Source organism: Salibacter halophilus, from assembly GCF_008806325.1.
GTDB classification, from domain to species: domain Bacteria; phylum Bacteroidota; class Bacteroidia; order Flavobacteriales_G; family Salibacteraceae; genus Salibacter; species Salibacter halophilus.
The window spans coordinates 82,760-104,622 of the sequence record NZ_WACR01000011.1 but is presented as its reverse complement, the minus strand read 5'-3'; the positions used below and the strand labels follow the sequence as shown (position 1 = coordinate 104,622).

At 40.2% G+C, this 21,863-nt stretch carries 15 protein-coding genes and 1 pseudogene; 5 read left to right on the top strand and 11 right to left on the bottom strand.

Annotated elements, in window-relative coordinates; translation table 11 throughout:
* The coding region (locus F3059_RS12375) for a T9SS type A sorting domain-containing protein (protein WP_151169725.1) at positions 1-867 on the top strand (867 nt) is incomplete at its 5' end.
* A 669-nt stretch (positions 868-1,536) separates the two neighbouring features.
* Here F3059_RS12375 and F3059_RS12370 read toward each other — a convergent pair.
* The 4 genes from F3059_RS12370 to F3059_RS12355 form a co-directional block, all read right to left on the bottom strand.
* Positions 1,537-2,571 carry a tetratricopeptide repeat protein gene (locus tag F3059_RS12370; RefSeq protein ID WP_151169723.1) on the bottom strand — a complete coding sequence of 345 codons (1,035 nt, stop codon included), beginning with the start codon at positions 2,569-2,571 and terminating at the stop codon, positions 1,537-1,539.
* A gap of 189 nt (positions 2,572-2,760) precedes the next feature.
* Positions 2,761-3,795, bottom strand: coding sequence for a recombinase RecA (recA, locus tag F3059_RS12365; protein ID WP_151169722.1), 1,035 nt, complete (start codon positions 3,793-3,795; stop codon positions 2,761-2,763).
* Between the two features lie 66 nt (positions 3,796-3,861).
* On the bottom strand, positions 3,862-4,323 hold the full coding sequence (bcp, locus tag F3059_RS12360; RefSeq protein WP_151169720.1) for a thioredoxin-dependent thiol peroxidase: 462 nt from the start codon (positions 4,321-4,323) through the stop codon (positions 3,862-3,864).
* A 49-nt stretch (positions 4,324-4,372) separates the two neighbouring features.
* Positions 4,373-5,605 carry an exo-beta-N-acetylmuramidase NamZ family protein gene (locus tag F3059_RS12355; RefSeq protein WP_151169718.1) on the bottom strand — a complete coding sequence of 411 codons (1,233 nt, stop codon included), beginning with the start codon at positions 5,603-5,605 and terminating at the stop codon, positions 4,373-4,375.
* A gap of 36 nt (positions 5,606-5,641) precedes the next feature.
* On the opposite strand from F3059_RS12355, the gene F3059_RS12350 reads away from it, so the two are divergent.
* The 4 genes and pseudogenes from F3059_RS12350 (at position 5,642) to F3059_RS12335 (ending at position 11,066) form a co-directional block, all read left to right on the top strand.
* Positions 5,642-6,865, top strand: coding sequence for an ABC transporter permease (locus F3059_RS12350; RefSeq protein WP_151169716.1), 1,224 nt, complete (start codon positions 5,642-5,644; stop codon positions 6,863-6,865).
* 85 nt (positions 6,866-6,950) lie between these two features.
* Positions 6,951-7,937: pseudogene (locus F3059_RS12345) on the top strand (PLP-dependent cysteine synthase family protein); the annotation flags it as partial.
* 5 nt (positions 7,938-7,942) lie between these two features.
* Positions 7,943-8,740: an ABC transporter substrate-binding protein gene (locus F3059_RS12340; RefSeq protein WP_151169712.1), complete on the top strand. Its 798-nt coding sequence runs from the start codon at positions 7,943-7,945 to the stop codon at positions 8,738-8,740.
* 10 nt (positions 8,741-8,750) lie between these two features.
* On the top strand, positions 8,751-11,066 hold the full coding sequence (locus F3059_RS12335; RefSeq protein WP_151169710.1) for a patatin-like phospholipase family protein: 2,316 nt from the start codon (positions 8,751-8,753) through the stop codon (positions 11,064-11,066).
* Here the strand turns inward: F3059_RS12335 and F3059_RS12330 are convergent.
* The 7 genes from F3059_RS12330 to rplK form a co-directional block, all read right to left on the bottom strand.
* Complete coding sequence (locus F3059_RS12330; protein WP_151169708.1) at positions 11,063-11,395, bottom strand: DUF3467 domain-containing protein; 333 nt, start codon at positions 11,393-11,395, stop codon at positions 11,063-11,065. The two genes, F3059_RS12335 and F3059_RS12330, sit on opposite strands and share 4 nt — an antisense overlap.
* 48 nt (positions 11,396-11,443) lie before the next feature.
* Entirely contained in the window at positions 11,444-15,754 is a 4,311-nt protein-coding gene (rpoC, locus tag F3059_RS12325; protein ID WP_151169706.1) for a DNA-directed RNA polymerase subunit beta', read from the bottom strand.
* Between the two features lie 34 nt (positions 15,755-15,788).
* Positions 15,789-19,601: a DNA-directed RNA polymerase subunit beta gene (gene rpoB, locus F3059_RS12320; RefSeq protein WP_151169704.1), complete on the bottom strand. Its 3,813-nt coding sequence runs from the start codon at positions 19,599-19,601 to the stop codon at positions 15,789-15,791.
* 111 nt (positions 19,602-19,712) lie between these two features.
* A complete protein-coding gene (gene rplL / locus F3059_RS12315) occupies positions 19,713-20,090 on the bottom strand; it encodes a 50S ribosomal protein L7/L12 (RefSeq protein ID WP_151169702.1) in 378 nt (125 codons plus the stop codon).
* A 35-nt stretch (positions 20,091-20,125) separates the two neighbouring features.
* Positions 20,126-20,650, bottom strand: a complete 525-nt coding sequence (gene rplJ, locus F3059_RS12310; protein ID WP_151169700.1) for a 50S ribosomal protein L10 — start codon at positions 20,648-20,650, stop codon at positions 20,126-20,128.
* A 32-nt stretch (positions 20,651-20,682) separates the two neighbouring features.
* A complete protein-coding gene (rplA, locus tag F3059_RS12305; RefSeq protein ID WP_151169698.1) occupies positions 20,683-21,387 on the bottom strand; it encodes a 50S ribosomal protein L1 in 705 nt (234 codons plus the stop codon).
* Positions 21,388-21,413: 26 nt separating this feature from the next.
* Positions 21,414-21,836, bottom strand: a complete 423-nt coding sequence (gene rplK, locus F3059_RS12300) for a 50S ribosomal protein L11 (RefSeq protein ID WP_151169696.1) — start codon at positions 21,834-21,836, stop codon at positions 21,414-21,416.
* Between the last annotated feature and the right edge of the window lie 27 nt (positions 21,837-21,863).

The following is a 21,863-nucleotide window of genomic DNA, read 5'->3' as shown; positions in this document are numbered from 1 at the left end:
GACCGCTTTGTGTGGATGGAAACACCTCCTCCGTTTTTAGGAGATCGCTGGGTTTTCACGAATGACACTTCAGCAGTAGATATGAGTGTTCACGGAACTCCGGATATTACAGAATTGCCCTATGATAGTGTGGGTATATTATTCGGAGTATCAACTTCTTCATTTCTTACATATTTAAACCGCTACAATTGGAACTCTACTATAAGTGATGGCATTAATACTCCTTATATATCGTGGTATGATATGGGTTGGCAGAAGGTTATAGATAAAAAAGTGAAAACTCCGTTAAGTAATAATCATAATACTGTCTCAACTACTATCAAAAAAACTGAAATCAGCAATGATTTTGGAATTCTAATTGGATCAATAACAGGTTACTATAACTCGGGGACATGGACATCATTTAATTTATTTAGTCAAATAAATCCGGACAATGGAGAAACAGTTTGGGACACTTTAGTTCCTAACGATGCCTCTTTGCATTTAATGAGCCAAAATAAAAATAGTAGAAAAATAGTTTCAGTTGGTTATACCGGCTCTAGCAATACAGGCATTAAAGTTTGGAAAATCAACTTACCCAGCATTCCATTTCAAACAGAGTTTGTAAGTGACGAGCAGGATATTCCCGGTAAAGCAAATCAACCTCAAGTAACCGTTTACCCCAACCCGAGCAACAACCATTACAACCTCGAATCCGGCAAAAGGATAAAACAGGTGAGCGTTTACGATTTGCGTGGCTCAGTGATCATGCAAAAACGCATTGAGTCAAAAAGAAGCCAAATACAGCTTGAAAAAGCAGGAGTTTACCTGCTACAGATTGAAGATGTTGACGGAAACATCACCACGAAAAAGGTTGTGAAATGGTGAAAACGAATTCTTTTGATTTTATTACACAACTTCTATGAATCACAACATCATTAGTAATATACTAAATTTCACAGGATTAGGCCTTAGTGCAATAGGAACAATTCTATTACTTCTTTACTCTCCGAAGATTAGTTTTGAAACGGTTTTATACTTCCAAAGTGAGGATGAACATAATGCTAGAAAAGCAAAACGACTAAATCAACTAATCAAGCTAGGAATGATTTGTTTACTAATTGGCATACTCTGTCAATCTCTAGCACTTGCTTTTTAAAAAAAGCAGTACAATAAATGTAAAAACAACAGTCCCAAGGATGTAAATATAATTCAAAGGATTACAATATTCTGATCTTTGTCTATAATCTTCTTCACATCTTCTACATCCCCTTTTATTTCTACTTTATTTCTTCTGTAATAGATATCTTTTTTTGATTTCTTATCGACTTTCATAGTGAGTCTTATAGTGAGAACTAAAAAAAAGTTTATTCTCTGAATGAACTATAAAAGTACTCAGTATATACTCTCACGAAAGGACAAGAATTAAACACTGATTATCAGGTAATTAATACCTGAGCTAAATATCAAAATACATAAACTATATGCATTCATAGTTTATATTAAACACGTATTAACATAGCTTTAATGAGTAGTCAAATGAAGATTTGACTTTCATCACTTCTCCATCTTCCCCTCTATTCTACTCTTAGCGCGGGCAGCTAATTCGTAGTCGGGTTTTAAGTTGAGTGCTTCGTTGACATCAGCTAAGGCAGCGGTGAGCTGTCCATCCCGCTCTTTTGCCAAAGCGCGGTTTAAATACGCTTTGTAGTTCATCGGGTTGATGTTGATCACGTTTGTGTACATCATAGCTGCACTGTCGTATTTTTGAAGATGCTCGAGGTAGATGAATCCTTTGTTGAAATGCGCGTTATAGAACGACTCGTTGTGACGCAAAATAGCATCGTATTCCTTCATCGCTTCGCGGTACTTGCCCTGGTTCTGAAGATAATACCCTTTGTTGTAATGCGCTTCGTAATTCGTGCTATCTACCCTGATGGCATTGTCGTAATACGAAATTGTAAGGGGATGCTGAACTTTTGCGTGCAATAAACCCAACTGTACCCATGAATCATAGTGATTGTTATCTTGCTCGGTTGCTGTCCTGAAAGATGAAATAGCTAGCTTGAAATTTCCCTGCTCCTTATAAGCCAGTCCTTTGATGTAATACGGCTCAGCTAAAAACTCATTCTTTTTCAATGCAGCATTAGCGTGCTCATACACTTTTTCGTAATCCTGCAGGATAAAGTAAATCCAGGCCATACGTGTGTGTGCATCAGCATTATCGGGATCGAGATCAAGCGCAGTTTTAACGGTTTGCATTGATTCTTTGATGCGCTTTGAGTCGTAATACAGCTTCGATAAATGAATCCATGTGCGCGGAGCCGTAGAATCTGCCTTCACTGCTCTTTTCGCCTCATCAAGCGCTTCACCAAATTGCTTTCTCTTTTGGTAAACCGAGCTCTTGGCGATGTACAAATCAGGATTATTGGGATCATTTTTGATCTGTTCATTGAGGATCTTGATCGTGTCTTTTTGATTTGCCTGTGTGCTCTGCTCTTTTTGGTCAGAGCCGGAAGCATCCGTTTTCGGTTCTGACGAACAACTAAATAGCAAAATTGAAGCGGTGAGTATTGTCAGTAAAGTTTTCATGATGCGATTTTAATCAATAAAAAAGGGAGTGTATCAAAACCGAAAATTAATTTTCGGTTTTAAAAGGCTATTTGAGAAGTTGGAAATGCTATAAAGGAATGAATAAACACCCTACAATAATCAGTTTTTTACTCAAATGGAAGCCTTTTGATACACTCCCCAAATATTACGGTTTTTTAAGAATTTCCGTTACTCTTTTCCTTTTTCTTCAACCTGTTCCTCTACTGGTGGATTGATAGCATCTTTGATCTTGTTTTCAATCTCTTCGCTCAATTCAGGATTATCTTCGAGCAGTTGTTTGACTGCATCACGGCCCTGACCAAGCTTTGTATCTCCGTAGCTGAACCATGAGCCGCTCTTTTTCACGATTCCGTGATCCACTCCCAGGTCGATAAGTTCACCCGTTTTAGAAATTCCCTTTCCGTACATGATATCGAACTCAGCTTTTCTGAATGGCGAAGCAACTTTGTTTTTCACGACCTTCACACGAGTCGAGTTCCCCATTACTTCATCACCACTTTTGAGCTGACCTGTTCTGCGGATATCCAAACGAACAGATGAATAAAACTTGAGCGCATTACCACCTGTTGTTGTTTCAGGATTCCCGAACATCACACCAATTTTTTCACGCAACTGGTTGATGAAAATAGCCGTACAATGCGTTTTTGAAATAGAAGCTGTGAGCTTACGCAAAGCCTGTGACATGAGACGAGCCTGAAGGCCCATTTTGGAATCCCCCATTTCTCCTTCAATCTCAGCTTTTGGTGTAAGTGCCGCAACCGAATCGACAATGAGGAGGTCAATTGCTCCGGATCTGATCAGGTTATCAGCAATTTCGAGAGCTTGTTCACCATTATCGGGTTGTGAAATGAGAAGGTTCTCAGTGTCTACTCCAAGCGCTTCAGCATACATACGGTCAAAGGCGTGTTCAGCATCCACAATTGCAGCAATACCTCCTTGTTTTTGAACCTCAGCAATTGCATGAATTGCAAGAGTTGTTTTACCGGATGCTTCCGGACCGTAAATCTCAACTATTCTACCTCTGGGTAATCCCCCTACTCCAAGTGCAATATCAAGTGAAAGTGAACCGGTTGGAATTACATCTACATCTTCAACCACCTTATCACCGAGACGCATAATTGCTCCCTTACCGTAGGTTTTATCGAGGCGGTCCATGGTCATTTGAAGCGCTTTGAGCTTCTCTTTTGAAATATCTTTAGCCATAATTATTCTGTGTTTCTATCAATTTGTGAGCAAACATACCCCAGCAAAACGTAATCTATTTACGGTTTACTTATAAGCTTCTAAAATTTGATTCGTGTGGTCTTTCGTCTTTACTTTTTTGAAGACTTTTTCAATCTTCCCATCTTCATCTATTACAAAAGTGGTGCGGTGAATACCGTCATTTACTTTACCCATGAACTTCTTTGGTCCCCAAATTCCGTACTTCTCAATGACTTCTTTTTCTGTGTCGGCAAGAAGTGGAAAAGGAAGGTCGTATTTGTTGATGAAGTTCTGATGCTTTTTCTGTGAATCTGCCGAAACACCCAGAATTTTAAAGCCCTGTTTTTGTAACTCCTCATAATTGTCTCTCAGGTTACAGGCTTCATTTGTACATCCGGGTGTATTATCCTTTGGGTAAAAATAAAGCACTAACTTTTTACCTTTGTAATCGCTCAGCTGAATTGTATTCCCATCCTGATCTACTCCTTTAAAATCAGGAGCTTTATCGCCTTCTTCTAAATGTGTCATTTTAGTTTGTTTTTAGAGGTAACCACGAAGTTAATGAAATGGTTCGTACTTATTCAATATCGGGATACAAGATGTACTTTTTTCGCATTTCCCTGTACTCATCGAGTTGTGGTTGCCACGATTTTCTTATCGCTTCAATAGATTTATTATTCTCGATTGCCTTCATCAATGAACTATTCCCCGCAAGTAAGTTGAAGAAGTTGTTATCAAGGAAAAAGTCATCTTTATCGGGATAGTTTTCATAGGCGATTTTGAGCCAGTTGAGATAAAGTCTTTGCGTATCCATCATGAATTTGGGATCGAGTTTTCTCAAATCGAAGCCTCTGCACTTTTCACCGTTGAGTTTAGGGTTCTTTGCTCCGTGAGAAGGTTCAGGTGTAAAATAAAAATCCCCGACTTTTAAATCAGGATGTCCGAAAACTTCAAACGGAAATTCTGTTCCCCGTCCAACACTCATCACCGTGCCTTCAAAAAGCGCCAGACTCGGATAAAAATAGATTGCGTTCATGGTGCGCAAATTTGGCGAAGGATCAATCGGTAACTGGTAGAGATCTGAATGCGAATAATTCATCATTTCTATTACGGTCAGATCACAGACAAGCTCATCCTCAAGCCAACCTTCTCCGTTGATCATTTTTGCCAGTTCGCCAACTGTGCATCCATGCACAACCGGTATAGGGTCAAGTCCTATGAATGATTTTTGTTCCGGTTCAAGAACGGGGCCATCAACGTAAAAGCCATTGGGGTTTGGTCTGTCGAGTACCCAGAGTTTTTTATCATTTTCAGCACAGGCTTCCATTAAATAGTGAAGTGTGGAGATATACGTGTAAAAACGAACTCCCACATCCTGAATATCAAAAATCACGACATCCACATCTTTCAAATCAGCATTTGAAGGTTTTTTTTTGGAACCGTAAAGTGAAATAATCGGCAACCCTGTTTTAGAATCTGTATTGCTTTTCACTGTTTCTCCTGCATCGGCAGTTCCGCGAAAACCGTGCTCAGGTGAAAACACCTTAGTTACATTTAGTCCGCTCTGTAAGAGATAATCAACAAGGTGCTCGCCATCTACAACAGCAGTGTGATTTGCAACAACTGCAATTCGTTTACCTGCCAGTTTTGAAACGTATTTTGGCAAGCGTTCAGCCCCCATCGAAATATCGTCATCCGTTTTCAAGGTGTGGCTCTGACCGTTACAAAAAAACGATACCAGGAAAAGCAAAAGAAATCCTGCTCCTTCAACGAATCGTTTTACTTTTATGCGCTTAAAACTCGAATTCATAATAGCGGCCAAACTTAAATCAAATAACGGGTTAAATTGAAATTTGAACGATTCATAGCGGCAAAAATGATTGGGGAGCGCAAAAGTGCTTCCAGCAACACACGACCGATTATCAAAATTGCGATTGGCGGTATTGCCGTTGGCGTTGCTGTCATGATTTTGTCTTTTGCCATACTCACTGGTTTTCAAAGCGAGATTAGGCAAAAAGTGGTTGGTTTTGGCTCTCACATTCAAATTTCGAGTTTCGATAATGCCCAGGGAGTTGATATTCACCCAATTTCCAAAAATCAGGACTTCTACCCCGCTGCCGATAGTTTTAGGCAGGTTGAAAATATTCAGGTTTACGCTACCAAGCCAGGCATTTTAAAGACCGATGATGAAATTTTGGGTATCGTTTTCAAAGGTGTTGGTGAGGATTTCAACTGGAAATTCTTTGAGCGCAACATTGAAAAAGGAAAAATTCCGCGTTTTGGTCAGAACCGAAAGGACAGCATACTGGTGTCACAACACATTGCCGACAAGATGAAGCTCGATGTTGGCGATAAAATCTATGTGTACTTCATCAGGAATGAAAAGCCCAGGCCAAGGAGATTCTTCGTCTCGGGAATTTACAAAACCGGAATGGGTAAGTTTGACGAGCTCATTCTCCTGGGCGATATCAAACACGTTCAAAGCATCAACGGCTGGGACTCTACTCAGGTAGGCGGTTTTGAGATTAATCTGAAAGATTACGAATCGCTTCAACAAACCAATGATGAAGTGTACAATGCAATTCCGTACTCGCTCAACGCAACCAACATTCAGGAAAAATATCCTGATATTTTCGGATGGCTGGAGCTACAGGATATGAATGTTGTGATTATCGTCATCCTTATCATTTTAGTATCCTCCATCAACATGACCTCAGCCCTGCTCATTATGATTTTGGAAAGAACCGGAATGATCGGAATATTAAAAGCGATGGGAAGCAGGAACTGGAGCATCAGGAAAATATTCCTTTACAATGCTATGTACCTCATTTCTGTGGGTGTCTTTTGGGGTAATTTGATAGGGATTGGGATTGCATTGCTGCAGGAAAAACTCAGGTTTATCACTCTTCCTGAAGAGACTTACTACATTTCATATGTCCCTATCAATCTGGATATTTCGCATATCCTCCTCCTCAACTTTGGCACTGTAGCACTGTGTACAATCATGTTGATTATACCGTCAATGGTGATTACCAGAATTTCTCCGGTAAGAGCTATTAAATTTGACTGATCATCAAATAACACATTTTTAATCCTGAGGAATTAATCCCGCCCTTTATTCGTTAGCTTTGCACGAGCAAAATCAAAACAGCAACATGAAAGATAAACGCGTTTACAACAACATTATCGAAGCAATTGGCAATACGCCACTTATCAAGCTGAACAAAATAGCTGAAGATATTCCCGCTGAAGTGTGGGCGAAAGTTGAATATTTCAATCCCGGTCACTCCGTTAAAGACCGCATGGCGCTTAAAATGGTTGAAGATGCCGAAAAAGAAGGCAAACTTAAACCGGGCGGAACTATTATAGAGTGTACTTCTGGAAACACCGGAATGGGATTAGCTATTGTAGCTGCTGTAAAAGGTTACAAGCTTATTTGCACATTGAGTGATAAGCAGTCAAAAGAAAAAATTGATATCCTAAAGGCAATGGGTGCTGAAGTTAGAGTTTGCCCAACTGAAGTTGCACCTGATCACCCAGAATCTTACTACTCAGTAGCGTCCAGATTGAGTAAAGAAATCGAAAACTCTTTTTACCCTTACCAGTACGACAACATGTCGAACACTAAAGCTCATTACGAAACTACAGGGCCTGAAATTTGGGAACAAACCAACGGAGAAATCACACACTTTATCGTGGGTGTTGGAACCGGTGGAACTATCTCAGGTGTTGCCAAATACTTGAAAGAGAAAAACCCTGATATTAAAATTTGGGGTGTTGATGCTTACGGATCTGTTTTCAAAAAATACCACGAAACTGGTGAATTTGATGAGAATGAAATCTATTCTTACATCACTGAAGGTATTGGAGAAGACATCCTTCCTAAAAACGTAAACTTTGATCTCATCGATCACTTTGAAAAAGTTACTGATAAAGATGGTGCTTTAGTAGCACGTGAAATGGCACGTAAAGAAGGTCTATTTTTAGGTTATTCCTGTGGATCAACATTCCAGGGACTTCGTCAACTGAAAGACGAGCTCAAACCAACTGATAAAGTTGTGGCACTATTCCACGATCACGGTAGCCGATACGTGGGAAAAGTTTACAATGACGAGTGGATGAAAGAACAAGGATTCCTCGATTAATAATGAGCCAATTTACTGATCAGGTTGGTTATCAAATAAACTTAAAGAGTGAGGTGAACAGTATCGTGAGTACTGTTCCCTCACAAACTGAACTCCTTTTTGACCTTGGTTTGGGGTCAAAAGTGAAAGGCGTTACCCGCTTTTGCGTTCATCCTAAAAATGCAGTAGCCGATATTCCCAAAATTGGCGGCACAAAGAATCTCGATATCGAAAAGATCAGGGATATCAATCCTGACCTAATTATCGGGAATAAGGAAGAGAACATTAAAGAGCAGGTAGAAAAATTAAAAACTGATTTTCCCGTTTGGTTGAGTGATATCAAATCGCCTGGTGACGCGCTTGACATGATGACGGAAATAGGAGAAATCACCCAAACTAAAGACAAAGCGGTAGAGCTAGTCAACAAAATTCAGCAATTGCTCGATGAGTTGGCTGAGATTGGCTCTGACCGAAAAAGGAAAGCACTGGTTTTCATTTGGAAAGATCCTTATATGGTTGCAGGCCGAGATACTTACATGCATGAAGTGTTAAAGTTGCTCGGCTATGAAACCGCCATTCATCGTGATGATGAGCGCTATCCGCAGGTTACAATGGATCAAATTGAGGAAAGTGAGCCCGATTTACTGCTGTTCACATCAGAACCTTTCCCCTACAGCTCCAGGGAGTTACAAATTTTCCAGGAAAAAATTCCAAATTGTAAAAAGCTGGTTGTGAACGGTGAGTATTTCTCATGGTACGGCAGCAGGATGATCAAATCTTTTCAATACTTTAAACAACTAAAGCGTCAATTAAATACCTAATTTAGACCCGATGAAAGTTCGCTTCATACTTGCCACACTTTTTCTGGTTTCGGTTTTGGGCTTTGGTCAGAACCAAAAGGTTGGTTTGGTATTGAGTGGCGGTGGTGCTGATGGACTTGCACATATCGGACTCTTAAAAGCTCTGGAAGAAAACAACATCCCTGTTGACTACATTACCGGTTCTTCAATGGGAGCACTTATCGGTAGTATGTATGCCAGTGGATACACACCTGAGCAACTAGAAACACTTTTCACCTCTAATGAATATCAATTGATGTCACAGGGTATAGTCGCTGAGGAATTTCAATTCTTTCTTCCTCAAAATGAACCCACCCCTTCCTTAATCAATGTCAAGTTTTCAAAAGATAGTTTGTTTAAAGCTGTTTTACCTACAAACCTCATTTCACCAGTCGCGATAGATTTTGAGGTGATGAAATACCTGGGTCCGGCAGCTGCTGCAGCTCACTACAACTTTGATAGTTTGATGATTCCTTTCAGGTGTGTAGCATCAGACATAGCCGATAAAAAACAGGTTGTCTTTGAAAATGGCAGTCTTTTTAAAGCAGTTCGCGCTTCAATGGCTTATCCGTTTTACTTGAAACCGATAAGAGTAAACGAAAAATTACTTTTTGATGGTGGCCTCTACAATAACTTCCCTGTTAATGTAATGTGTGAATCATTTCAAACTGATTTCATCATTGGAAGTAAAGTAGCCAATAACAACCCTGAGCCCGATGAAGAGGATGTCCTTTCACAAATAAAGAGCATGATGATGGGACGAACCGATTTCAACATCAAATGTGCTCCGGGAATAATTATTGAACCCAAGGTTAATAACGGAGTTTTTGAATTTGAAAAGGCTCAGGAAATTATTGATTCAGGGTATGTTGCAGCTTACAGAAATATTGATGAGCTAAAGGCTAAAATTACAACTAGAATAGATAGCGCTCAAATGGCTCAAAAAAGAGCTACGTTTCATAAAAAAAACCCGGATATCTTAATTGACGACCTCGATATTAGAGATCTGAAAAGCAAAGAAAAAGAGTACGTCAAAAATTCCTTTCATGATTTGACCAGAAACGGAACTCTTACCCTACCTGAATTAGAAAACGATTATTACCGACTAAATACTGATCCTTTTATTAAATCTGCCCTCCCCGATTTATGCTACAACTACGATGATTCCAGCTACACCTTTGAAGTTGATATTCAAAAGGAAAGTGAATTTGAAGTTTCGTTTGGTGGCAACTTCGCATCGAGATCAGTTTCTCATGGATTTATTGGGGCCAAGTACAATTACATGTCTCGTATTGGATTCCAACCACAAGCCACTTTTCATTTTGGAAGGTTATACGATGCAATACACGGTGATATAAACCTCTACACTCCCGGAAGAATCCCATTCTACCTAAAACCTCACATAACGCTTCACCGATTCAATTACTTTGAAAGCGGCTACACATCAATTCTGTCAGATGAACGACCTTCATATATTGTACTTCGAGAAATTTATGCCGGGTTAGAAGGCGCTGTATCAATCGGTAACAGAGGCAAGCTTTATGCTGACGGAGGATACTTTAAAATGATTGACGATTATTACCAAACGAAAGACTTTAATGCCGTAGATACTGCTGATGTCTCAATTCAGGAAGGCTGGTACTCAAAGATCGGTTATCTTCAAAACAACCTGAACGATCCTCATTATCCAACAAAAGGAAAAAAGATTGGACTTTCAGTACAGTACTTACAGGGAAACGAATATCAGGAACCAGGTACAACTGCTCTTTTTGATAACAAACTAAAGGAAGAACACAAATGGTTTATAGCCAGGTTCCAATTTGAAAATTATTTTTTCTCCAAACGCAGGTTTAGAATTGGCTGGATGACAGACATTGCGTATTCCTCTCAGGACTTATTACAAAACTATACAGCAACCATTGCAAGAGCTCCTGCATTTCAGCCAACAGTAGATAGCAAAACATTATTCATGGAATCTTTCAGAGCCTTGCAGTACGGAGCTGGTGGGCTCAAGATTTTGTACAAAATATCTGATAACTGGCATATTCGTGCAGAAGGTTACCTCTTTCAGCCTTACAAAGAAATCACCAAAAACACTACAACGAGAAAAGCAGAGTTAGGAAAAGCCTGGGAATCTCAGTACACGATAGGAAGTGTTACTGGTGTATATAAAAGCCCAATAGGACCTATTGGGCTCAGTTTTAATTATTATGATAACATTCCTGAAGTAGCTCGTGAAGATGACAATCCATTCAGGATTCTATTCAATTTTGGTTACCTCATCTTCAACGATAAAGTCACCGATTAAGCTTTAGTAGTTGGTCCGCCAAAATTCATTGGGATATTTTGGTTCCCACCACCTTCATGATCAGTGATTTCGCCAAAGTTTTGCTCGTATTTAGAGATGTTATCGTTCAGAGCCTTCATCAACCTCTTAGCGTGTTGAGGTGTCATGATAATTCTCGATTTCACCTTAGCCTTTGGAGCTCCCGGTACAATACGCACAAAGTCCACGACAAACTCAGATGAAGAATGCGTCATAATCGCCAGGTTGGAATAAACTCCTTCTGAAACTTCTTCAGAAAGCTCAATATTTAACTGATTCTGATTGCCTGATTTGTTATCCTGATCACTCATAATTCAATATTTAAGCATAAAAAAGCCCCGCTGAGCGGGGCTTTATATTTAAGAATTTACTTCTTCCTTTTTGTTCTTCTTGCTGGATAGTTTGTCGTAATCGGCTTGTGAGCCAACTACCAGATTTTGATACTCTCTCAATCCCGTACCAGCCGGAATCAAGTGACCAACAATCACGTTTTCTTTCAGACCCAACAAGTGGTCTTCTTTCGCATTTACAGCTGCCTCGTTGAGCACCTTCGTAGTTTCCTGGAAGGATGCTGCAGAGATAAAACTGTCTGTTTGCAAAGAAGCTCTTGTAATACCCTGAAGTACCGGTTTAGAAGTTGCCGGAACAGCTTCTCTAGCCTCAACAGGTTTCATGTCTTTACGCTTTAATTTGGAGTTTTCATCTCTCAATTTACGCGAGCTAACAATTTGTCCTGCTTTTAACTCTTCAGAGTCTCCAGCATCTTCAACAACCATTTTTCCAAATAAGCTGTCGTTTTCAGCTGTAAACTCGTGACGGTTTACAAGTTGTTTTTCGAGTAACTTGGTATCACCCTGATCAACGATTTCAACTTTGCGCATCATTTGACGAACGATTACCTCAAAGTGTTTATCGTTAATCTTCACACCCTGTAAACGGTAAACTTCCTGTACTTCGTTTACAAGATACTCCTGTACAGCTGTTGGTCCCATAATTGAGAGAATATCAGCCGGAGTAATAGCTCCATCAGAAAGTGGTTGACCAGCTTTCACGAAGTCATTCTCCTGTACAAGGATGTGTTTAGATAGCGATACGAGATATTTCTTCTTATCACCGAGTCTAGACTCAATAATGATTTCTCTGTTACCACGCTTAATTCTTCCAAATGAAACGATACCATCAATCTCAGAAACTACAGCCGGGTTTGATGGGTTTCTTGCTTCAAAGAGCTCAGTAACACGTGGAAGACCACCGGTAATATCACCCGTCTTAGAAGATTGACGAGGAATCTTAACAAGGATAGCTCCTTGCTTGATCTCATCTTTTTCATCAACGATCACGTGTGCTCCTACCGGAATGTTGTAAGACTTGAGAACTTCACCTTTCTTATCAGTTACTTTGATAGTTGGGTTTTTCGTTCTGTCTCTACGTTCAGTAATAACCTTTTCTTTAAAGCCTGTTTGTTCATCAGACTCCTCACGATAAGTTACACCTTCTTCAATATCTTCAAACTCTACCTTACCAGTAACCTCTGAAAGAATTACGGCATTGTAAGGATCCCATGAGCAAATCTCTTCACCCTTTTTCACCTTAGCTCCGTTCTTCACTTTCAATAGTGAACCGTAAGGAATGTTATTTGTCGCAATAACGTTGTTAGATTTTGGATCGATCAATCTCATTTCAGCTGAACGTCCAATAACAACTTCTATCTTTTCACCTAGATCGTCTTCTTTCTCAACTGTTCTAAGTTCATCGATTTCTACTTTACCATCAGCTTTAGCCGTTACCTTAGACTCTGCCGCGATGTTAGAAGCAGTACCCCCAACGTGGAATGTACGAAGTGTAAGCTGTGTACCCGGCTCACCAATTGACTGAGCTGCGATTACACCAACTGATTCACCTTTTTGGGCTTCACCACCGGTTGCAAGGTTCCGACCGTAACACTTAGAACAAACTCCGCGGATCGTTTCACAAGTAAGAGCTGAACGAATTTCAACTTCTTCAATACCTGCTTCTTCGATCTTCATCGCCTCGTCTTCGTGAATGAATTCACCAGCTGAAACGATGAGTTCATCTGTTTCTGGATGATAGATATCATACACTGATGCGCGACCGAGAATACGTTCGTGAAGTGGCTCAACGATATCTTCGTTTTTCTTGAGAGCTGTTGCTACAAGTCCGCGAAGTGTACCGCAATCCTCTTCAGTGATCACGACATCCTGAGCAACGTCAACAAGCCTACGAGTAAGGTAACCCGCATCAGCAGTTTTAAGAGCTGTATCGGCAAGACCTTTACGTGCACCGTGAGTTGAGATAAAGTACTCGAGGATACTCAACCCTTCCTTAAAATTAGAAAGAATTGGGTTTTCGATAATTTCACCACCCTGCGAACCAGATTTTTTCGGTTTCGCCATCAGACCACGCATACCAGAGAGCTGACGAATCTGCTCCTTAGAACCACGTGCTCCAGAGTGGAACATCATATAAATTGAGTTGAATCCCTGGTTGTCGTTTTCGAGACGATTCATCAGGATATTCGTCAATTTCGAGTTCGTGTGCGTCCAAACATCAATGATCTGGTTATAACGTTCGTTATTAGTAATCAGACCCATGTTATAGTTAGCTATAACCTCATCAACCTGAGATTGCGCATCTTCAATAAGTGGCATTTTTTCTTCCGGGATAATTACATCCTCAATATTGAAAGAAAGACCACCTTTGAAAGACCAGAAGTATCCTAGCCCCTTAATATCATCGAGGAATTTCGCTGTTTTGGAAACGCCTGTGAGCTTCAAGATAGAGCTGATGATATTACGCAATGACTTTTTCGTAAGAAGATCATTGATATAACCAACTTCAGTTGGAACAACTTCATTGAAAAGGATACGGCCACAAGTAGTTTCAATTACTTTATTGACCAACTCTCCGTTTTCAAGAACGTTGACTTTACATTTGATATTAGCGTGTAAGTCAAGCTTTTTCTCGTTGAAAGCAATTCTAACTTCCTCTGGAGAATAGAATGTAAGACCTTCACCTTTAATTGGGTGTTCTTTTGTTGACTTACGGCTTTTAGTAATGTAGTAAAGACCGAGTACCATATCCTGAGAAGGTACAGTAATAGGAGCTCCGTTAGCAGGGTTCAAAATATTGTGTGAACCGAGCATCAACAATTGAGCTTCCAGTATTGCTGCATTTCCCAATGGAAGGTGAACAGCCATTTGGTCACCATCAAAGTCAGCGTTAAATGCCGTACAGGCTAATGGGTGAAGCTGAATTGCTTTCCCTTCAACTAGTTTTGGTTGAAACGCCTGAATCCCTAAACGGTGAAGCGTTGGAGCACGGTTGAGGAGTACAGGGTGACCCTTGAGTACATTCTCAAGAATATCCCAAACAACCGGTTCTTTCTTATCTACAATTTTCTTTGCAGATTTAACTGTCTTCACAATACCTCTCTCGATCAATTTGCGAATGATGAACGGTTTGTAAAGCTCAGCTGCCATGTTTTTAGGCAATCCGCATTCGTGCATTTTCAATTCAGGACCAACAACGATAACTGAACGTGCAGAATAGTCAACACGTTTACCGAGAAGGTTCTGACGGAAACGACCTTGCTTACCTTTCAATGAATCAGAAAGTGATTTAAGCGCACGGTTAGATTCCGTTTTTACTGCACTCGACTTACGAGAGTTGTCGAATAGCGAATCAACAGCTTCCTGGAGCATACGTTTCTCATTTCTGAGGATCACTTCAGGAGCTTTAATTTCTAACAATCTCTTGAGTCGGTTATTTCTTATGATTACTCTTCTGTAGAGGTCGTTCAGATCCGATGTCGCAAATCGACCACCATCGAGCGGAACAAGAGGTCTCAGCTCTGGCGGAATTACCGGAACAACTTTCACGATCATCCACTCTGGACGGTTTTCCATTCTGGAATTTGCATCGCGGAAAGCTTCAACAACCTGAAGACGTTTTAGCGCCTCGTTTTTACGCTGTTGAGATGTTTCAGTATTTGCCTTGTGACGGAGGTCGTAAGAAAGTTGATCCAGATCAAGTCTCTTCAACAATCCGTACAGAGCCTCAGCACCCATTTTAGCGATGAACTTGTTTGGATCATCATCATCGAGGTGTTGATTTTCATTGCGGTTTGGAAGTCTTTCAAGAGCATCGAGATATTCCTCTTCAGTGAGGAACTCTAACGCTTGATAAGCTTCACCTTCAGCATCAACTGCCTGTCCTGGATTAATTACTACATAACGTTCGTAGTAAATAATTGAATCCAGTTTTTTAGTTGGCAACCCGAGAAGGTAACCAATTTTATTAGGAAGTGATTTGAAATACCAAATGTGTGCTACAGGAACTACAAGAGCGATGTGTCCCATACGCTCTCTACGTACTTTCTTTTCGGTTACTTCAACACCGCATCTGTCACAAACGATTCCTTTGTAGCGAATACGCTTGTACTTTCCACAGTGACATTCGTAATCTTTGACAGGGCCAAAAATACGCTCACAGAAAAGACCGTCACGCTCAGGCTTGTAGGTTCTATAGTTTATAGTTTCCGGCTTCAATACTTCGCCACTTGAACGCTCTAAAACCATTTCTGGTGAAGCGAGTGAAATGACGATTTTATCGAAGTTACTGTTCAGTTTTTGCTCTTTCTTTATAGCCATATTGCTAAAAATAATTTAAAGTCAGTAAATCAAATTACTCCAATGAAATGTTAAGTCCCAAACCTCTCATCTCGTGTAACAACACGTTAAATGATTCAGGAATTCCCGGTTTAGGCATGTTTTCTCCTTTTACGATGTATTCGTAAGCTTTAGCTCTTCCGATAACATCATCAGACTTAACAGTCAAAATTTCCTGGAGAATGTTTGAAGCACCAAATGCTTCGAGAGCCCAAACCTCCATTTCACCAAAACGCTGACCACCAAACTGAGCTTTACCACCCAATGGTTGCTGCGTAATGAGCGAGTAAGGTCCAATAGAACGAGCGTGCATTTTATCGTCAACGAGGTGGTGTAGTTTAAGCATGTAAACAACACCTACTGTTGATGGCTGATCAAAACGCTCTCCGGTTCCACCATCGTAAAGATAAGTTCTACCGAGTTTTGGAATATCAGCCTTTTGTGCCCACTCATCGATATCAGCTACTCGTGCACCGTCAAAAATTGGAGTTGCAAAGCGAACACCTAATTTCTCACCGGCCCAGCCGAGAACTGTTTCGTAAATCTGACCGAGGTTCATTCGTGATGGTACACCAAGTGGGTTGAGTACAATATCAACTGGTGTTCCGTCATCGAGGAATGGCATGTCTTCCTCTCTAACAACTTTGGCAACAATACCTTTGTTACCGTGACGACCAGCCATTTTATCACCAACTTTCAGTTTGCGTTTTTTCGCAACGAAAACCTTAGCTAGCTGTACAATTCCCGATGGCAATTCATCACCAACAGATACCTGGAATTTCTTTCTTCTCCACTCACCAATTGCTTTATTCAGTTTGCGTTTGTAATTCACAAACAAGCGAGCAATCAGTTCGTTCTTTTCATCATCAGTCGTCCATCCAGCAGGATTGATTTCATCAAAGTCAAGCGTTGACAAAATCTTTTGCGTGAACTTAGTACCTTTCTTGATTACTTCTTCACGATAGTTATTAAACACTCCCTGAGAAGTTTTTCCAGATACGATGCCAAACAGTTTTTCAACCATTTCTGATTTTAACTCAGTAACAACCTTTTCGTGCTCAACATCCATTTTATCGAGGATATCTTTATCCTTCGTCCTCTGTCTTCTATCTTTCAGAACCCTTGAGAAGAGTTTTTTGTCGATAACCACACCCTGCATTGATGGTCCGGCTTTGAGTGATGCATCTTTCACATCACCAGCTTTATCACCAAAGATCGCTCTAAGGAGTTTCTCTTCAGGTGTTGGATCGCTCTCTCCTTTAGGAGTAATTTTACCGATAAGGATATCTCCTTCATTTACTTCAGAACCTACGCGGATCAACCCGTGTTCATCGAGGTTGCGAGTAGCTTCTTCAGAAACGTTAGGGATATCAGCTGTAAGTTCTTCAAGACCGCGTTTTGTATCACGAACTTCGAGAGAAAATTCTTCAACGTGAATTGATGTATAAACATCGTCTTTCACGATTTTCTCACTTACAACGATAGCATCCTCAAAGTTGTAACCTTTCCACGGCATGAAAGCCACTTTAAGGTTCCGACCGAGAGCTAATTCACCATTTTCAGTTGCATAACCCTCGCAGAGTACCTGTCCTTCTTCAACTCTATCACCAACTCTTACAATTGGTTTAAGGTTGATAACAGTACCCTGATTCGTTTTGGAGAATTTAGTGAGGTTGTAAACAACAGGATCGTTGTCAAAACTCACCTTCTCATCATTTTCATCCTGGTCGTAACGGATGTGGATTTCGCGTGCATCCACATACTCAACAGTACCATGACCTTCAGCATTCATGAGAACTCTCGAGTCACGAGCAACTCGGCCTTCAAGACCAGTTCCCACAACAGGTGCTTCAGCTTTGAGAAGCGGAACTGCCTGACGCTGCATGTTAGATCCCATCAATGCACGGTTGGCATCATCGTGCTCGAGGAATGGAATAAGTGATGCGGCAATCGATGCGATCTGATTAGGAGCTACGTCCATCAAGTTCACATCATTTGGTTCCACAACCGGGAAGTCACCTTCGTATCTTGATTTAATTCTGTCGTTTTCAAATGTACCATTATCTTTCACCGGAGCATTAGCCTGTGCAATTGTGCGGCCGTCTTCCTCTTCGGCTGAAAGGTAAATGATATCACCTTTTTCAGTTCCTATTTTACCGTCATTAACTTTGCGGTAAGGAGTCTCGATAAATCCGAGTTTATTCACTTTCGCGTAAACACAAAGGGAAGATATCAAACCGATGTTTGGTCCTTCTGGTGTTTCAATGGTACACAAGCGACCGTAGTGCGTGTAGTGAACATCTCGAACCTCAAACCCGGCACGTTCACGAGAAAGACCGCCTGGCCCGAGGGCAGACAAACGTCTTTTGTGCGTTACCTCAGAAAGTGGATTCGTTTGATCCATGAACTGAGATAGCTGGTTCGTACCAAAGAAAGAGTTAATTACTGAAGAAAGCGTTTTCGCATTGATGAGATCAATTGGTGTAAAGACCTCATTATCGCGAACGTTCATTCTTTCACGAATTGTACGTGCCATACGCGCAAGGCCTACACCAAACTGGTTGTAAAGTTGCTCACCAACTGTACGCACTCTTCGGTTACTCAAGTGATCGATATCATCAACATCTGTTTTAGAGTTGATCAATTCAATCAAATACTTGATTATAGAAATAATATCAACCTTGGTCAGAACACGGTTTTCCATGTCCAGGTCAAGGTCGAGTTTCTTGTTAATTCTGAATCGTCCAACTTCACCGAGATCATAACGTTTGTCAGAGAAGAACAACTTCTCGATTACACCGCGAGCAGTTTCTTCGTCTGGCGGCTCAGCGTTACGCAATACACGATAAATGTGTTCTACCGCTTCAATTTCAGAGTTTGAAGGGTCTTTTTGAAGAGTGTTGTAAATGATCGCATAATCTGCAGCGTTCACATCTTCTTTATGGAGAAGAATTGTTTTTACGCCAGCATCGAGAATAAGCTCAACATGCTCATCTTCGATAATTGTTTCACGATCTACGATTACTTCGTTTCTTTCGATAGAAACAACCTCACCTGTATCTTCATCAACGAAGTCTTCAAACCACGTTTTCAAAACACGTGCTGCTAGTTTTCTACCAGTAACTTTTTTGAGACCTGTTTTTGAAACTTTAATTTCATCAGCGAGGTCAAATATTTCAAGGATTTCCTTATCGCCTTCATATCCGATAGCTCTCAAGAGAGTAGTAACCGGAAGCTTTTTCTTTCTATCAATGTAAGCGTACATTACGCTATTGATATCAGTAGCGAATTCAATCCAGGATCCTTTAAATGGAATTACACGAGCACTGTACAACTTAGTACCATTGGCGTGATAGCTTTGTCCAAAGAACACACCTGGAGATCTGTGTAACTGAGAAACAATAACTCGCTCTGCACCATTCACTATAAAAGACCCCATTGGAGTGAGATACGGAATAGTACCGAGGTACACATCCTGAACGATTGTTTCAAAATCTTCGTGTTCGGGATCTGTACAATAAAGTTTCAGTTTAGCTTTTAGTGGAACACTGTAAGTAAGACCTCTTTCAATGGTTTCATCCATTGAGTAACGAGGAGGATCCACATAGTAATCGAGAAATTCCAGTACAAAGTTGTTGCGAGCATCCGTTATCGGGAAGTTTTCAGCAAATACTTTGTAGAGTCCTTCATTTTCTCTTTTATCTGGAGTAGTCTCGAGTTGAAAAAAGTCTTTAAATGATTGAACCTGGATATCAAGGAAATCAGGATAATCAAGTTGATTCTTGATAGTTGCAAATGAAATCCTTTGGTTCTTTTTCGTATCAGCCATGGACATTAAATGGAAAAGTTAGAACTAAAAACGTCTATAAACACAAGAGGGTTTAGACCCACAGAGGGGCCTAAACCTTGCAAAAAAGCTTATTATAAGCTGCGAGCTATATTACTTGAGCTCAACTTCAGCACCGGCTTCTTCAAGTTGTGACTTAAGTGATTCAGCTTCGTCTTTAGCAACTCCTTCTTTAATTTCTTTAGGAGCACCGTCAACGATTTCTTTCGCTTCTTTAAGTCCGAGACCGGTAAGTTCTTTTACAGCTTTAACTACTTTAAGTTTTTGAGAGCCTGCAGCTTTAAGAACTACAGTAAATTCTGTTTGTTCTTCAGCTTCACCGCCTTCACCGCCACCACCTGGTCCGGCTACAGCAACAGCCGCAGCTGCTGGTTCAATTCCGTATTCTTCTTTGAGAATATCTGCTAATTCGTTAACTTCTTTAACAGTTAAGTTTACTAATTGGTCAGCAAACGATTTTAAATCTGCCATTGTATTGGATTTTTCGAAAGTTGATTCAACAATTTTTATTCTTCTCTATCTGCAAGAGCTTTTACAACTCCTGACAATTTATCTTTACCAGACTGTAATTGAGAGACAACAGTTTTGGCTGGAGATTGAAGTATAGAAACCACTTCTGCAATAAGCTCATCTTTCGACTTGAGCGCTGCAAGCATTTCTAACTGATCGTCTCCAATATAAACTGACTCGTCAATATAGGCTGCCTTCAATAAGGGCTTTTCCTCTTTTTTTCTGAACTCTTTGATCAGTTTTGCAGGAACATTACCAGTCTCTGAAATCATCAGAGAAGTACTTCCCTTTAAAACAGATGGAATTTCACCAAAATCTTTATCTTCTACTTTTTCTATCGCTTTAGCCAAAAGTGTGTTTTTGACCATTTTAATCTGTACTTCTTTTTTGAAGCACATTCTTCTAAGCTTAGAAGTGTTCGAAGAATCGAGCTCAGAGATGTCAGCAAGGTATATAATACCATTGCTAGAAAGAGTTTCAGCCAAATTGGCAATTTCTTGATTCTTTTGTTCTCTGGTCATCTCTAACTTTTATTCGTTCGGTTAAAGGATTGTTAAGCCCCTACAGCACCAACTGATTTGGGTTCAATCTGTATACTGGGACTCATTGTACTGGACATAAAAATACTTCTCACATAAGTACCTTTAGCCGCAGTTGGCTTCAACTTTAATATAGTTTGTAACAACTCACTTGCATTTTCTTTGATTTGCTCAGCTGTAAAAGAAGCCTTACCAACTGTAGTGTTGATAATACCGTACTTATCAACTTTAAAGTCGATTTTACCGGCTTTTGTATCTTTTACTGCTTTCGCAATATCCATCGTTACAGTACCTGTTTTAGGGTTTGGCATCAAACCTCTTGGTCCTAAAATACGACCGAGAGCACCAACTTTCCCCATAACTGAAGGCATTGTAATGATAACATCTACATCAGTCCATCCACCTTTAATCTTATCGATGTATTCATCGAGTCCAACATAGTCAGCACCGGCTTCTTTAGCTTCTTCTTCTTTATCAGCAGTGCAAAGAACAAGAACTTTAACATCTTTACCGGTTCCGTGTGGCAATGAAACTGAACCTCTCACCATTTGGTTAGCTTTTCTTGGATCTACACCAAGACGAATAGCTAAATCAACTGATGAGTCAAATTTAGTATTTGATATTTCTTTAACAAGTCCAGAAGCTTCACCAAGTGTATAAGCTTTTTCAGCCTCTAACTTAGACTCCGCCTCTTTTCTATTTTTAGTCAACTTTGACATGATTCAATTTTAACCTAATTCAACAATTACTTAACGATGATTCCCATGCTTCTAGCAGTACCGGCTACCATTTCCATTGCCGATTCTACAGTGAAGCAGTTAAGATCAGGCATTTTATCTTCAGCAATAGCCTTAATCTGATCTTTCGTTAAAGTAGCTACCTTTTTTCTGTTAGGTTCAGGCGAAGCTGTTTTTAACTTAGATGCTTCCTTTAATTGAACAGCTACCGGTGGAGTTTTAACAACAAAGTCAAAGGATTTATCGCCATAAACTGTAATAACAACCGGCAATACCTTCCCTTGCTTATCCTGGGTTCTAGCATTAAACTGCTTACAGAACTCCATGATGTTAACTCCAGCTGCACCAAGTGCTGGACCTACAGGTGGAGATGGATTAGCTGCTCCTCCTCTTACCTGAAGTTTTACTATTTTACTTACCTCTTTAGCCATTTTTCTATTTCTCTATTTAATCTATCG

What these genes read in the sequence shown, in the direction of transcription:
- rpoB (WP_151169704.1), bottom strand. Translation starts at nt 19,601, where the DNA reads ATGGCTGATACGAAAAAGAACCAAAGGATTTCATTTGCAACTATCAAG.
- rplJ (WP_151169700.1), bottom strand. Translation starts at nt 20,650, where the DNA reads ATGACCAGAGAACAAAAGAATCAAGAAATTGCCAATTTGGCTGAAACT.
- F3059_RS12335 (WP_151169710.1), top strand. Translation starts at nt 8,751, where the DNA reads ATGAAAGTTCGCTTCATACTTGCCACACTTTTTCTGGTTTCGGTTTTG.
- F3059_RS12330 (WP_151169708.1), bottom strand. Translation starts at nt 11,395, where the DNA reads ATGAGTGATCAGGATAACAAATCAGGCAATCAGAATCAGTTAAATATT.
- F3059_RS12370 (WP_151169723.1), bottom strand. Translation starts at nt 2,571, where the DNA reads ATGAAAACTTTACTGACAATACTCACCGCTTCAATTTTGCTATTTAGT.
- rplA (WP_151169698.1), bottom strand. Translation starts at nt 21,387, where the DNA reads ATGTCAAAGTTGACTAAAAATAGAAAAGAGGCGGAGTCTAAGTTAGAG.
- F3059_RS12340 (WP_151169712.1), top strand. Translation starts at nt 7,943, where the DNA reads ATGAGCCAATTTACTGATCAGGTTGGTTATCAAATAAACTTAAAGAGT.
- recA (WP_151169722.1), bottom strand. Translation starts at nt 3,795, where the DNA reads ATGGCTAAAGATATTTCAAAAGAGAAGCTCAAAGCGCTTCAAATGACC.
- rplK (WP_151169696.1), bottom strand. Translation starts at nt 21,836, where the DNA reads ATGGCTAAAGAGGTAAGTAAAATAGTAAAACTTCAGGTAAGAGGAGGA.
- rpoC (WP_151169706.1), bottom strand. Translation starts at nt 15,754, where the DNA reads ATGGCTATAAAGAAAGAGCAAAAACTGAACAGTAACTTCGATAAAATC.
- F3059_RS12355 (WP_151169718.1), bottom strand. Translation starts at nt 5,605, where the DNA reads ATGAATTCGAGTTTTAAGCGCATAAAAGTAAAACGATTCGTTGAAGGA.
- rplL (WP_151169702.1), bottom strand. Translation starts at nt 20,090, where the DNA reads ATGGCAGATTTAAAATCGTTTGCTGACCAATTAGTAAACTTAACTGTT.
- bcp (WP_151169720.1), bottom strand. Translation starts at nt 4,323, where the DNA reads ATGACACATTTAGAAGAAGGCGATAAAGCTCCTGATTTTAAAGGAGTA.